The sequence below is a fragment of the Bacteroides sp. ET489 genome, from assembly GCF_030518095.1.
GTDB lineage: Bacteria > Bacteroidota > Bacteroidia > Bacteroidales > Bacteroidaceae > Bacteroides > Bacteroides ndongoniae.
On record NZ_JAULLJ010000006.1, the window covers coordinates 37,621 to 51,242 of the forward strand.

Consider the following 13,622-nt stretch of genomic DNA (forward strand, 5'->3'; position numbering starts at 1 on the left):
CAACAATCTATTAATACTTCAGACGAAATGAACGAACATCCTCATATCATCATCAGCGGCGGCGGCACGGGAGGCCACATCTTCCCCGCCGTCTCCATAGCCAATGCCATCAAGGAACTGCGCCCCGGAGCCGAAATACTGTTCGTAGGCGCCGAAGGACGCATGGAGATGCAGCGCGTGCCCGATGCCGGATACAAAATCATCGGACTGCCCGTGGCCGGATTCGACCGCAAACACCTGTGGAAGAACTTCGCCGTACTGGTGAAGCTGGCACGCAGCCAGTGGAAGGCACGTAAAATCATCAAAGACTTCAAGCCCCTGGTGGCCGTAGGCGTAGGTGGCTATGCCAGCGGACCCACGCTGAAGACCGCCGGCATGATGGGCATCCCCACCCTGATACAGGAGCAGAATTCCTACGCCGGCGTCACCAACAAGCTGCTGGCCCAGAAGGCGCGCAAAATCTGCGTGGCTTACGAAGGCATGGAGAAGTTCTTCCCGGCCGATAAAATCATCATGACCGGCAACCCCGTACGGCAGAACCTCTTCGGGCACTCCATCACCCGCCAGGAAGCTGCCGACCTGTTCGGCCTCGACCCGGCGAAGAAGACCATCCTGATACTGGGCGGAAGCCTGGGCGCACGCACCATCAACCAGACACTGACAGCCGCCCTCGAAACGATGCGCGCACATCCCGACATCCAGTTCATCTGGCAGACCGGAAAAATATACATCGAGCAGGTGAAGCAGGCCATTGTCGCCTTCACGGGCGAAGCCGTGCGCCATCCCCACATCACGGCCATCCCCAACCTGTACGTCACCGACTTCATCAAGGACATGGCCAAAGCCTATACGCTGGCCGACCTTGTCATCTCGCGTGCCGGAGCAGGCTCCATCTCCGAATTCTGTCTGCTGCACAAGCCCGTCATACTGGTGCCCTCGCCCAACGTGGCCGAGGACCATCAGACGAAGAACGCCCTGGCGCTGGTCAACAAGGATGCGGCCCTCTACGTCAAGGATGCCGAAGCGATGGAGAAACTCATCCCCACCGCCCTCGAAACCGTGGCCGACGACAACCGCCTGCAAGCACTTAGCAGCAACATTGCCCGGCTGGCTTTGCCCGACTCTGCCCGACGCATCGCCGAAGAAGTACTGAAACTGGCAGATAACGCATAACAACAACCTAAAGACATACAGACAATGAATATAGAAAACATAAAGTCGGTTTACTTCGTCGGCGCAGGCGGCATCGGCATGAGCGCCCTGATACGCTACTTCCTGTCGAAAGGCAAGACCGTAGCCGGCTACGACCGTACGCCCAGCGAACTGACCGAACGCCTCATCGTAGAAGGCGCACAGATACACTACGAAGAGAACGCCGACCTGATACCCCAGGCCTGCAAGGACAAGGACACCACACTGGTTGTCTTCACCCCCGCCATTCCGCACGACCACCACGAGTTGGCCTATTTCCGCCAGAACGGGTTCGAGATACACAAGCGTGCCCAAGTGCTGGGCCTCATCACGCGCGGCAGCAAAGCACTGTGTGTGGCCGGCACCCACGGTAAGACCACTACCAGCACCATGGCCGCACACCTGCTCCACCAGTCGCACGTAGGCTGCACCGCTTTCTTAGGAGGTATTTCGAAAAACTACGGCACCAACCTGTTGCTCTCGGCCGACAGTCCCTACACCGTCATCGAGGCCGACGAGTTCGACCGTTCCTTCCACTGGCTCTCGCCCTACATGAGCGTCATCACCGCTACCGACCCCGACCATCTGGACATCTACGGCACCAAGGAAGCCTACCTCGAAAGCTTCCGCCACTACACCACCCTCATCCAACCGGGCGGCGCACTGATCATCCATACCGGACTGGAGATGAAGCCCGATGTGCAACCCGGTGTACGTACTTACACCTACTCGCGCACCGAAGGCGACTTCCATGCCGAAAACATACGCATCGGCGGCGGTGAAATCGTCATCGACTTCGTTGCCCCCGACACGCGCATCAACGACATACGACTCGGAGTTCCTGTCAGCATCAACATCGAGAATGGCGTGGCAGCCATGGCGCTGGCCCACCTCAACGGTGCTACCGACGAAGAAATCCGTCAGGGCATGGCCAGCTTTGGCGGAGTGGATCGCCGTTTCGACTTCCGCCTGAAGACCGACCGTCTGGTACTGCTGAGCGACTACGCCCACCATCCCGCCGAGATAGCCCAGAGCGTGAAGTCCATCCGCGAACTCTACAGCGACCGGAAGATTACAGCCATCTTCCAGCCCCATCTCTATACGCGTACGCGCGATTTCTACAAAGACTTTGCCGACAGCCTTTCGTTGCTCGACGAAGTCATCCTGACCGAAATCTATCCGGCGCGCGAAGAGCCTATCCCCGGTGTCAGCAGCCAGCTCATCTACGACAACCTGCGACCGGGCATCGAAAAGTACATCTGCCCTAAGAAAGACCTGCTCAACTTCCTTGCGACGAAGAGCTTCCAGGTGGTCATCGTATTGGGTGCCGGCGACCTCGACAACTATATACCCGAGATAATCAAGATACTCCATTAATACCCAGGTTATGATAAAGCGTATTTTACTTTCCATCGTCCTGCTGCTCATCACAGCCTATCTGGTGATGGCCATCACAGCTTTCAACCGGAAGCCGGAAGGACAGGTGTGCCACGACATACAGCTCATCATTCAGGACACTGCCTATGCCGGATTCATCACCCAGAAGGAAGTAATCAGCATGCTTGAAAAGAAAGGCATCAGCCCCATCGGGAAGAAACTGGACCGCATACGCACCAAAACCGTAGAGAAAGAGTTGTCCAAGCATCCCCTTATCGACCGGGCCGAATGCTACAAGACACCCAGCGGCAAGCTGTGCGTTGAGGTCACCCAGCGCATTCCCGTATTGCGCGTCATGAGCGACAACGGCGAAAACTATTACCTGGACAACAAAGGAACCGTGATGCCTCCCCACGCCAAGTGCGTGGCGCACCTTGCCGTAGCTACCGGAAGTATAGAAAAGTCATTTGCCATGAGGGATTTATACAAGTTTGCTGTATTTTTGCAGAACAATTCCTTTTGGAATGCACAGGTCGAACAGATTCACGTACTGCTGGGCAGAAACGTCGAACTGGTGCCGCGGGTAGGCGACCACCTCATCTACCTCGGCCGGCTGGACAATTACGAGAACAAGTTGAAACGGGTCAAGGCTTTCTACGAGAAGGCACTGAACCAGGTAGGCTGGAACAAATACTCCCGAATAAACGTTGAATTCGGGAATCAGATAATTTGTACGAAGAAATAAACTAAATACATCAAATATGGCAACAACAGATTTTATCGCCGCCATCGAGTTGAGTTCTTCCAAGATATCCGGTATCGCCGGCAAGAAGAACAGTGACGGAAGCATCCAGGTGTTGGCTTATGCACGCGAAGAGGCATCCCAGTTTATACACAAGGGAGTCATCTACAACATTGATAAGACAGCCCAGGCACTGACTTCCATCATCAACAAGCTGGAAAGCCAGCTCAACAACTCTATTGCCAAAGTGTATGTAGGCATCGGCGGACAGTCGCTACGCACAGTAGCAAATGCGGTAAGCCGTACGCTGGAAGAGGAGGGCATCATCTCGCAGGAACTCATCGACAGCATCTGCGACGAGAACCTCGAAGTCCCCTTAGCCGACATGAGCGTACTGGATGTCGCCCCGCAAGAGTATAAAATAGACAATACCCTACAGGCCGACCCCGTAGGAGTTACGGGAAAGCGTATTACCGGGCAGTTCCTGAACATCGTGGCACGGGCCACGCTCAAGAAGAACCTGGAGCACAGCTTCGAACAGGCCAAGATTGAAATAGCCGACCTGCTCATTTCGCCCCTCGTACTGGCCAAAGCCGTACTGACGGAAAACGAAATGCGGTCGGGTTGCGCACTGGTAGACTTCGGTGCCGACACCACTACCGTCTCTGTCTACAAGAACAACATCCTGCGCTACCTCAGCGTACTGCCCCTGGGCGGAAACAGCATCACGCGCGACATCACTACCCTGCAGATGGAGGAAGAAGATGCCGAGAAGCTGAAACTGCAATACGGCGATGCCCTCTACGAGGAGGAAGAAGGAGCCGAAACGCCTGCCACCTGCCAGACAGAAGACGGACGTAGCATCGAACTGAACGTTCTGAACAACATCATCGGCGCACGTACTGAGGAAATACTGGCCAACGTATGGAACCAGCTGCAACTTTCCGGCTACGAGGACAAGCTCTTCTCCGGTGTCATCCTGACCGGCGGAGGCTCGAACCTGAAGCATCTGGAAGAAGCCTTCCGCAAACAAAGCAAGATGGAGAAGGTCAAGACTGCCCGATTCGTTCACGAGACCATTCACGGCTTCAGCGACGTACTGAAGAAGAACGGTACTCAGAATACACTGCTTGGTCTGCTGGCTGCCGGAAACGAAAACTGCTGCTTACAGGAGATTCCGCGCCCCGCGCAAACAGCAACCGCCAACAGCACAGCGGACATGTTCAGCAACGACGAAGAACTGAAGAAACAGGAAGAAGCAGCCCGAATCGCCAAGCTACAGCGCGAAAAGGAAGAGCGCGAACGCAAAGAACGCGAGCGCAAGGAAAAAGAACGGCTGGAGAAAGAGGCCAAAAAGAAGAAGAAAAAAGACGGTCCCAGCTGGTTCGAAAAAACCTTCAACAAGCTGTCCAACGAAATCTTCTCGGACGAGGACATGAAGTAATAAGGGTGATAACAAGAAACATTCATAGTTATGGAAGATATAGTACAATTCGATTTCCCGACCGATTCGCCGAAAATCATTAAAGTGATCGGTGTAGGAGGCGGAGGCGGCAATGCCGTCAACCACATGTACCGGGAAGGCATACACGACGTAGCTTTCGTGGTGTGCAACACCGACCGCAAGGCCCTCGAAGAGTCGCCCGTGCCCGTCAAACTGCAACTGGGGCACGAAGGCCTGGGAGCTGGCAACCGTCCGGCAAAGGCTAAGGAGGCAACCGAAGAAAGCATCAACGAAGTAAAAGACATGCTCAACGACGGTACGAAGATGGTATTCATCACCGCCGGAATGGGTGGAGGAACAGGTACCGGAGCTGCCCCCACCATCGCCCGCATTGCCAAGGACATGGACATCCTGACCGTAGGTATCGTTACCATCCCCTTCCGCTGGGAGGGCGACAAGAAGATCGACCAGGCACTGGACGGTGTAGAGGAGATAAGCCAGCACGTCGATGCCCTGCTGGTGATCAACAACGAGAAACTGGGCGAAATCTACCCGGACCTCTCGGTGACGAGTGCCTTTGCCAAAGCCAACGACACACTGCTGATCGCCGCCAAAAGCATTGCCGAAATCATCACCATGCGAGGCATCATCAACCTCGACTTCAATGATGTGAAAACCGTGATGAAGGACGGTGGAGTGGCCATCATGAGTACCGGCTACGGCGAGGGAGAGAACCGCGTGAGCGAAGCCATCAAGAACGCACAACACTCGCCGCTGCTGAACGAAAACGACATCTTCAACTCCAAGAAGGTATTGCTCAACATCTCGTACAGCGCCGAACACGAACTGATGATGAGCGAGATGGAAGAAGTGAAGGAATTCATGAACCGCTTCAACCGCGACTTCGAAACGAAATTCGGTATGGCCATAGACAACTCGCTCGAAGGAAAGGTGAAAATCACCCTGCTGGCTACCGGATTCGGTATACAGGACATTCACATGAAGGAGATGGACGAGCGCGTCAGCCAACGTTCGGCCGAAGAACAACAACGCCTGGCCGAACTCGAAGAAGAGGAAGAACAGCGCCGTATGCGTCGCGAAAGCTACTACGGAAGCAATGCCAACAGCCGTAGCCAGCGTACGCGCCGCCGCCACATCTACATCTTCGCACCCGAGGACCTGGACAACGCCGACATCATCAGCATGGTGGAAAGCACGCCGACTTACCAGCGCGACAAGAGTACGCTGAACAGCATCAAGAGCAAAGCCGAAACTGCCGTGCAGCAGGCCACCGAGGCCGCACAGGAGACGGGAGGAAACGACGGAGGAATTATTACCTTCTGATGCCTCACCCTGACCCCTCTCCCAAGGAGAGGGGGGAGTGAAAGTGGTTGAAATGATTTTCCGTAAGAAAGAATAAAATAGAGAAACGTAGAAACTTAAAAAGACACAATATCATGGATTTATTCGACAAAGTCAGCGAAGACATTAAAAACGCAATGAAGGCCAAAGACAAAGTGGCTTTGGAAACTCTGAGAAACATCAAGAAAGTATTCCTCGAAGCTAAAACAGCACCGGGAGCCAACGATACCCTGACAGACGACGCTGCCCTGAAAATCATCCAGAAACTGGTGAAACAAGGCAAGGACGCTGCCGACATCTACATTCAGCAAGGCCGTCAGGACCTGGCCGAAGGCGAGCTGGCACAGGTGAAAGTCATGGAAGCCTATCTGCCCAAGCAGATGAGTGCCGAAGAACTGGAAGCTGCCCTGAAGGAAATCATCGCCGAAGTAGGTGCCACCAGTGGCAAGGACATGGGTAAGGTGATGGGCGTAGCCAGCAAGAAACTGGCCGGACTGGCCGAAGGACGTGCCATCTCGGCCAAAGTTAAAGAACTGCTGGGATAAAACGAACAAGGCGGTGCTTGCCGGCTGGCAGGCCCGTCGGTTTTACGGAAAGGGGATACAGGATTCGTCCTGCATCCTCTTTCTTTTTATCCCTACCACTACTGTTGCGGGCGTACAACCGGTGCAGAGCACGCACAGACACGCTCAGTCGAACAGCTCCTTCAGCACCTCCAGCGACCGCAGTTCGGGGAAGTCAGGCAAATGCAGACGATAATAGTCGTTGATGACGGACAGACAGCGGGCACGCTCGGTACGGCTCATGCCGAACAGGTGCATCGTCTCGTAGTTCATACGCATCAGACGCCGCAGACGCGCGGCCTCCTGCGGACCAATGTAATGCGAGTGTGTCTGCGGACGCAGCGAAGTGAAGCAGGCAGCCTGCAGGTCGAAATAATCGCCCTCGGCATAATGCTCCAGATTGGGGTACAGACCTAGGAAGCGCGACAGGCGCATCAGAAAAACCAGATGAAAATTGGCAAAGCCGCCACGGCACTCGTCCAGCCAAACAACCGAATGCTGCAGATAGGCAAACAGCGGACGGTTTTCGGCCTCCTCGCGCAAGGCACGACACAGGAACTCGGATAAGAACAAAGCAATGGCCGACTTGTAAGGATCGAACGGCAGCGACGAGAAAGGATAGAACGACTTTGCCTCCTTTACCTTATACATAGTAGCGTTCGACCGATAGTCCGCTTCCAGTTCCACCATCGCCAGGGGCTGAAACAAAGCCGTCTTCACGGGCGCCTTGCGCGAACGCGACACGGGCAGCAGGAACGACGTGCGTCCCGACACCTCGGTATAAACGTCCGCAATGAGCGAACTGTCCTTGTACTTCAACGTGCGCAACACGATTCCACGAGTCTTCTGTAGCATACCAATCTCTCCTTTCCGAAGGCAAATCTACAAAAAAATCCTTTTGCTTCACGTGCCATGCATCCAAATATCTCTTCGCCATCCTACCCCCTCCAGACACCCGCCACGGGCACCCTTTGAGAGACACTTGCACGGCTCGTGAGAGACACTTGTACGGCTCGCGAGCCATACAAGCATAGTAGAAAAGCCACTCCTGCCCCCTTCATACCATCCCTACAGCTTCCACCAACCCGCCAGCCCCATTTTCCACCACTTTCCACAGTTGGGCAAAAGAAAAATGCATTTTCCCATAAAAATTTTATCACCGTCTATTTATTTGATTTACAATATATTACACGCGGTTTGCGAGTATTTCAAACAAAAAACTTCGAAAAATTTCTTGCGAATGTTTTGGTAATTCAAAAATAGTTTCTACCTTTGCATCCGCAAACGAGAAACAAAGACACTCGCTAAGAGCGGAAACGCTCGACAAAAGGATGGCCCGTTCGTCTATCGGTTAGGACGCAAGATTTTCATTCTTGAAAGGGGGGTTCGATTCCCCCACGGGCTACTAAATAAAAAGATAAACGAATTAAAAAAAGATTAGTCGAGATGGCAAATCATAAATCATCACTGAAAAGAATCAGACAGGAAGAGAAGAGAAGACTTCACAACAGATACTATGGCAAGACCATGAGAAATGCTGTTAGAAAACTTCGCGCAACTACTGACAAAGCAGAGGCTACTGCCATGCTTCCGCTCGTTGCAAAAATGCTGGATAAGTTAGCTAAGAACAACACCATCCACAAAAACAAAGCCAATAACTTGAAGTCGAAGTTGGCTCTCTACATCAACAAGCTGACTTAAGCTGATTGAGTACAAACAAAAGATACAGAAAGGCGAGATTTTTTAATCTCGCCTTTTTTTGTATCTCAAAGATTTTCACTAACTTTGCTCTGTTATTACAATAAGGAAAATACAATATGACAGAAGAAGAAAAGATAAACGGCGAGAACAACTATTCGGCCAGTAACATCCAAGTCCTCGAAGGCTTGGAAGCCGTACGCAAGCGTCCCGCCATGTACATCGGCGACATCAGCGAAAACGGTCTGCACCACCTCGTCTATGAGGTAGTAGACAACTCCATCGACGAAGCCATGGCCGGCTACTGCGACCACATCGAAGTAACCATCAACGAAGACAACTCCATCACCGTGCAAGACAACGGACGAGGTATCCCCGTCGACTTCCACGAGAAAGAACAGAAATCGGCACTCGAAGTGGTAATGACCGTGCTCCACGCCGGCGGAAAGTTCGATAAAGGTTCCTATAAAGTATCAGGCGGTCTGCACGGCGTCGGCGTATCCTGCGTCAATGCCCTCTCCACGCACATGACCACACAAGTATTCCGCAACGGAAAAATCTATCAGCAGGAATACGAATGCGGAAAGCCCCTCTACCCCGTCAAGGAAGTAGGCACATGCGACCCCGCCTTCACCGGAACCAAACAGACCTTCTGGCCCGACGGAAGTATCTTCACCGTCACCACCTATAAATACTCTACCTTGCAGGCACGTCTGCGCGAACTGGCATACCTCAACGCAGGTATCCGCATCACGCTGACCGACCTCCGCGAGAAAGACGAAGACGGCAACCCTATCCGCGAAGTATTCCACTCGGAAGAAGGCGTGAAAGAGTTCGTCCGCTACCTGAACAGCAACAACATACCCCTGTTCAACGACGTCATCTACCTGAACACCGAAAAAGCCGGCGTGCCCATCGAGTGCGCCATCATGTATAACACCGGCTACCGCGAGAACCTCCATTCCTACGTCAACAACATCAACACCAAGGAAGGCGGAACACACGAAGCCGGATTCCGTGCTGCGCTGACCCGTGTACTGAAGAAGTACGGCGAAGAAACCTGCGCCAAGCAGCTCGAAAAAGCCAAAGTGGAAATATCGGGCGAAGACTTCCGCGAAGGACTCATCGCCGTTATCTCCGTCAAAGTGTCCGAGCCCCAGTTCGAGGGACAGACCAAGACTAAGCTGGGCAACAGCGAAGTAAGCGGCGCCGTCAACCAGGCCGTGGGCGAAGCCCTCACCAACTACCTGGAAGAGCATCCCAAGGAAGCCAAACTGATTGTAGATAAAGTGATATTGGCTGCCACCGCCCGTGTGGCTGCCCGCAAGGCGCGCGAGTCCGTACAGCGCAAGTCGCCCATGAGTGGCGGCGGAATGCCCGGCAAACTGGCCGACTGCTCCAGCAAGGACCCCGACGAATGCGAACTCTTCCTGGTCGAGGGAGACTCTGCAGGCGGATCGGCCAAGCAAGGCCGCAACCGTACGTTCCAGGCCATCCTGCCCCTGCGCGGTAAAATCCTGAACGTAGAGAAAGCCATGTGGCACAAAGCCTTCGAAAGCGAAGAAGTCAACAACATCATTCAGGCACTGGGCATCCGCTTCGGCGTCGACACGGAAGACAGCAAAAAAGCCAACATCGACAAGCTGCGCTACAAGAAAGTCATCATCATGACCGATGCCGATGTCGATGGTTCGCACATCGACACCCTCATCATGACGCTCTTCTTCCGTTACTTCCCTGAAGTCATCCAGCAAGGCTATCTGTACATTGCTACACCGCCCCTCTACCTCTGCACCAAAGGCAAGGTAAAGGAATACTGCTGGACCGACCAACAGCGCCAACGCTTCATCGACACTTACGGTGGTGGTTCGGAGAACGCCATTCACACCCAACGATACAAAGGTTTGGGTGAGATGAACCCCGAACAGCTGTGGGAGACAACCATGAACCCCGAAAACCGTATGCTGAAGCAGGTGCATCTGGAGAATGCTGCCGAAGCCGACTACACCTTCTCCATGCTGATGGGCGAAGACGTTGGTCCGCGTCGCGAGTTCATCGAAAAGAACGCCACATACGCCAACATCGATGCATAAACAATCGTAATATATTAACCAACCTCACATCTTACAACGAAGAAGCCCCGGAACAACAGGAAACTCCTGCTCGTTCCGGGGCTTTTCCGTTTCTGTCCCTCGGGAACAACTGTCTACCCCCTTTTCCTCCACCCCATTCACACCAACGTAACAACAAAGAGAAAAAATCATTAAAAAAAGAGAGATTTCCTGAGAAAAAACTCTTAAAGGTTGTTTTATTATCCGAAAAGTATACTTTTGTAACAGATTCATATAAGAATCTTATTTGAAGTAACAAATCGACAGTCGATTTCCGCTTGCGAAAAAGATTGCCGGTCCCTCTCGAAAGCCAGACAAACTCCTCCGGGAATATGTATGGCCTATTGTATAACCTTACTAAAACGAAAGACAAACCATTAAAAAGAAAAGCCTATGAACATTCAAAGTATCGGCGAAAGCGCAGGCATCATCTGGAACCTGCTTCAAAGCGAAAGCCGGAAGTGGGACTACCAGGAAATCAAACAGGCAACCGGCCTGTCGGACCGAATCATCAATGCCGCCATCGGCTGGCTGGCACGCGAAGGAAAACTTTCTATTGAGGAAACCAAAGTAGGAAGAAGAAACGTATTATACATCGAACTAAATTATTATATCGGCTAAATTATGGATAAATACACTATCGGAAACAATGCAGGCATCGTCTGGACCTTGCTGAACAACGGCAAACGCTGGAAATACGAAGACCTGAAAGCCGCATCGGCACTATCGGACAGAGACCTGAACGCAGCTATCGGCTGGCTGGCACGAGAAGACAAAATCTACTTCGAGACAGATAGCAACAACGCGGAATACCTATATCTTTCTCTCAACATCTATTATTAAAAAGACAGTAGGAGCAACATCTACACATAAGCTCCCGCCCGGCACAGCCATCGGCCAACCGGACGGGAGCTTATACTTTTCACCGCAATCAGTCTTTCTCCAGATAGTTCCAGACCATCGCACTGAAGGCTGCACCCACAAAAGGCGCGATAATAAAGAGCCATAGCTGCGACAACGCTGCTCCACCCTCGAACAAGGCTGGACCGATGCTACGTGCTGGATTGACCGACGTACCCGTGATGGGGATACAGACAATGTGTACCAGCACCAGCGTCAGACCGATGGCCAGTCCAGCCAACTGTCCGGCACCTTTTTTAGGGTCGGTCGAACCCAAGACAACCAGAACAAAGATAAACGTAAACACCGCCTCGGCCACGAAGGCTTGCACCGTCTCTCCAGCGTCGAAGCTGTTGGCACCCGTTGCCGTAGGGCCGTCGTGCGCACCGGTCGTGATAAGCGCATAAAGTACCGCCGACCCGATAACGGCTCCAATCACCTGAAACACCATGTACATAGCGGCCTCTTTGCCCTTCATGCGTCCCGAAAGGAAAACGCCCAGCGTAATGGCCGGATTGATATGGCAACCCGAAATGCCTCCAATAACATAAGCCATGGCCACAACCGACAGTCCGAAGGCCAAAGCTACTCCAATAGTTCCTACACCGGCGCCTACCGTATCGGCCACGCTGCCGGCAAAAACAGCACTACCACATCCCATGAGGACGAGCACCATCGTCCCCACCATTTCTGCAATGTACTTTTTCATAAGCATATAAGATTGGTTGTCCAACAATTATACGCTTTTTTTCCGAGAAAAACAAGTCTTGGGGAGAGAAATCGAGGAAAAGCTCCCTTTGCCCATACCCATCTCCGCCCGATCCGGCAAAACATCAACACCTGTTTCCTGCAGAAAATACAAAGAAAAAGAGGGATATTGGAGCACACTTGTACGGCTCATGAGAGACACTTGTACGGCTCACGAGAGACACTTGCACGGCTCGCGAGAGACACTTGTACGGCTCACGAGAGACACTTGCACGGCTCACGAGCAATATTAACCACTATTCAGAAGTTGAAATGCTATTCAGATAGCAGACACCATCCTGCCTGCAGTCACCGCCCGCGATCGTAACGCTGCGCGGCAATCAGTATATAAAATGCTCCCAGCATGGGTACCAACACGACACTTAACAGCAAGGCTATCTGCCCGCGCATGCCAGCCAACACCAGCAAGTAATGGCACAGAACGAGGAGTACCCCGATCATGCAGAACACACGACACATGAAAGTCCTCAACCCTTCGACATCGACTTTCTTCTGCCGCTCGGGCGACATTGTATTGTAACCCGCTATCAGTTTCGGGTTCTTCCGTACAAGTAACCCTAAGACAACAAACAGGACGGCAAAAAGCCAGACAAGATAAGCTTCCATAGTAACCTTTCTTTTTACAGCATCCCTTGCTTCTCCAGCTCCTTGGCAGCAATCTCCAGTTCCTTGTACCAGTCTTCGCCGAACTTGCGGATAAGGGGTTCGCGCAGGAATTTATAGACGGGCACGTTCTCCTTGCGGCCCAGAAGGACAGCCGCTTTGCAAACGTCCCAACGATGGTAGTTCACCGCCTTGTAAGGACCGTAATCGCCTACGCGGATGGGGTACAGATGACAGGAAACGGGCTTGTAGAAGTCGGTCTTACCGGCACGGAAGGCTTTCTCGATGGCGCAGTAGCAGCAACCGCGCTCGTCGTAGCAAGTGAAGACACAATCTTTGTTGTTGACGATGGAGGTCACCAGATCGCCCTCGCAATCGGTATAGACTACGCCCTGACGGTCGATAACGGCACGCGCCTCGGGGCTCAGTTCGTCCCAAATGACGGGAAGCACTTCTTCCAGCTTTTCCACTTCGTCCAGCTCAACGGGCGCTCCCGCATCACCTTCAATACAACACTGCCCTTTGCAGGCATCCAGGTCGCAAAGGAACTTCTCGCGAAACACATCGAAACTCACTACTACGTCGCCTATCTGTACCATAATTATTCAATATCTCTTACTAACTGACAAAAATAAATCAGATCACTGTATACCGACTTTTTTTCCCTAACTGGGAAAAAAATTTTTTCTAACTGGAGAATATTATTTTCCTAACTGGGAAAAAATTCCGCCCCAGTTACCCCCAGCCAATACTCTGTACCGGTATCTGTCAATCATTTGCTCTTTCAAGATATTTTCCACATACCTTTAATAGCATTGCCATGAATAGCACTTATTGCCAGTGCTCCCGCTTAGATAACGGAA

The 13,622-nt window shown here is 52.5% G+C and carries 14 protein-coding genes and 1 tRNA gene; 11 read left to right on the forward strand and 4 right to left on the reverse strand.

Features of this window, described 5'->3' with window-relative positions; translation table 11 throughout:
• Positions 1-27: 27 nt before the first annotated feature.
• The 6 genes from murG to Q3C19_RS04960 all read left to right on the forward strand — a co-directional run bounded on the left by murG (position 28) and on the right by Q3C19_RS04960 (position 6,661).
• Positions 28-1,173 carry an undecaprenyldiphospho-muramoylpentapeptide beta-N-acetylglucosaminyltransferase gene (gene murG, locus Q3C19_RS04935; protein WP_287640578.1) on the forward strand — a complete coding sequence of 382 codons (1,146 nt, stop codon included), beginning with the start codon at positions 28-30 and terminating at the stop codon, positions 1,171-1,173.
• A gap of 24 nt (positions 1,174-1,197) precedes the next feature.
• Positions 1,198-2,568 (forward strand): UDP-N-acetylmuramate--L-alanine ligase, encoded by a 1,371-nt coding sequence (gene murC / locus Q3C19_RS04940; protein WP_302727596.1) that lies wholly within the window; start codon positions 1,198-1,200, stop codon positions 2,566-2,568.
• Positions 2,569-2,578: 10 nt separating this feature from the next.
• Positions 2,579-3,313: a cell division protein FtsQ/DivIB gene (locus Q3C19_RS04945; protein ID WP_071148399.1), complete on the forward strand. Its 735-nt coding sequence runs from the start codon at positions 2,579-2,581 to the stop codon at positions 3,311-3,313.
• Positions 3,314-3,329: 16 nt separating this feature from the next.
• Positions 3,330-4,754, forward strand: a complete 1,425-nt coding sequence (gene ftsA / locus Q3C19_RS04950; RefSeq protein ID WP_022163385.1) for a cell division protein FtsA — start codon at positions 3,330-3,332, stop codon at positions 4,752-4,754.
• A gap of 30 nt (positions 4,755-4,784) precedes the next feature.
• Complete coding sequence (ftsZ, locus tag Q3C19_RS04955) at positions 4,785-6,098, forward strand: cell division protein FtsZ (RefSeq protein WP_022163386.1); 1,314 nt, start codon at positions 4,785-4,787, stop codon at positions 6,096-6,098.
• Between the two features lie 113 nt (positions 6,099-6,211).
• Entirely contained in the window at positions 6,212-6,661 is a 450-nt protein-coding gene (locus Q3C19_RS04960; RefSeq protein WP_022163387.1) for a GatB/YqeY domain-containing protein, read from the forward strand.
• 144 nt (positions 6,662-6,805) lie between these two features.
• On the opposite strand, the gene recO is transcribed toward Q3C19_RS04960, so the two are convergent.
• Entirely contained in the window at positions 6,806-7,534 is a 729-nt protein-coding gene (gene recO, locus Q3C19_RS04965) for a DNA repair protein RecO (protein WP_302727600.1), read from the reverse strand.
• A 478-nt stretch (positions 7,535-8,012) separates the two neighbouring features.
• On the opposite strand from recO, the gene Q3C19_RS04970 reads away from it, so the two are divergent.
• The 5 genes from Q3C19_RS04970 to Q3C19_RS04990 all read left to right on the forward strand — a co-directional run bounded on the left by Q3C19_RS04970 (position 8,013) and on the right by Q3C19_RS04990 (position 11,331).
• Positions 8,013-8,084: transfer RNA gene (locus Q3C19_RS04970), tRNA-Glu, on the forward strand.
• A gap of 41 nt (positions 8,085-8,125) precedes the next feature.
• The gene (gene rpsT, locus Q3C19_RS04975) at positions 8,126-8,380 is read left to right on the forward strand and encodes a 30S ribosomal protein S20 (protein WP_302727602.1); all 255 of its coding nucleotides are present in this window, start codon (positions 8,126-8,128) and stop codon (positions 8,378-8,380) included.
• Positions 8,381-8,496: 116 nt separating this feature from the next.
• Complete coding sequence (gene gyrB, locus Q3C19_RS04980) at positions 8,497-10,470, forward strand: DNA topoisomerase (ATP-hydrolyzing) subunit B (protein ID WP_071148396.1); 1,974 nt, start codon at positions 8,497-8,499, stop codon at positions 10,468-10,470.
• Between the two features lie 411 nt (positions 10,471-10,881).
• Complete coding sequence (locus tag Q3C19_RS04985; protein ID WP_022163392.1) at positions 10,882-11,109, forward strand: winged helix-turn-helix domain-containing protein; 228 nt, start codon at positions 10,882-10,884, stop codon at positions 11,107-11,109.
• 3 nt (positions 11,110-11,112) lie between these two features.
• Complete coding sequence (locus Q3C19_RS04990) at positions 11,113-11,331, forward strand: winged helix-turn-helix domain-containing protein (protein ID WP_277120791.1); 219 nt, start codon at positions 11,113-11,115, stop codon at positions 11,329-11,331.
• Between the two features lie 88 nt (positions 11,332-11,419).
• Here the strand turns inward: Q3C19_RS04990 and Q3C19_RS04995 are convergent, their stop codons facing one another.
• From Q3C19_RS04995 to Q3C19_RS05005, 3 genes are all read right to left on the reverse strand, one after another.
• Positions 11,420-12,097, reverse strand: coding sequence for an MIP family channel protein (locus Q3C19_RS04995; RefSeq protein WP_368045228.1), 678 nt, complete (start codon positions 12,095-12,097; stop codon positions 11,420-11,422).
• Positions 12,098-12,444: 347 nt separating this feature from the next.
• Positions 12,445-12,762 carry a DUF3784 domain-containing protein gene (locus tag Q3C19_RS05000; RefSeq protein WP_302727607.1) on the reverse strand — a complete coding sequence of 106 codons (318 nt, stop codon included), beginning with the start codon at positions 12,760-12,762 and terminating at the stop codon, positions 12,445-12,447.
• A 14-nt stretch (positions 12,763-12,776) separates the two neighbouring features.
• Positions 12,777-13,358 (reverse strand): DUF3109 family protein, encoded by a 582-nt coding sequence (locus Q3C19_RS05005; protein ID WP_288910922.1) that lies wholly within the window; start codon positions 13,356-13,358, stop codon positions 12,777-12,779.
• Positions 13,359-13,622 lie beyond the last annotated feature (264 nt).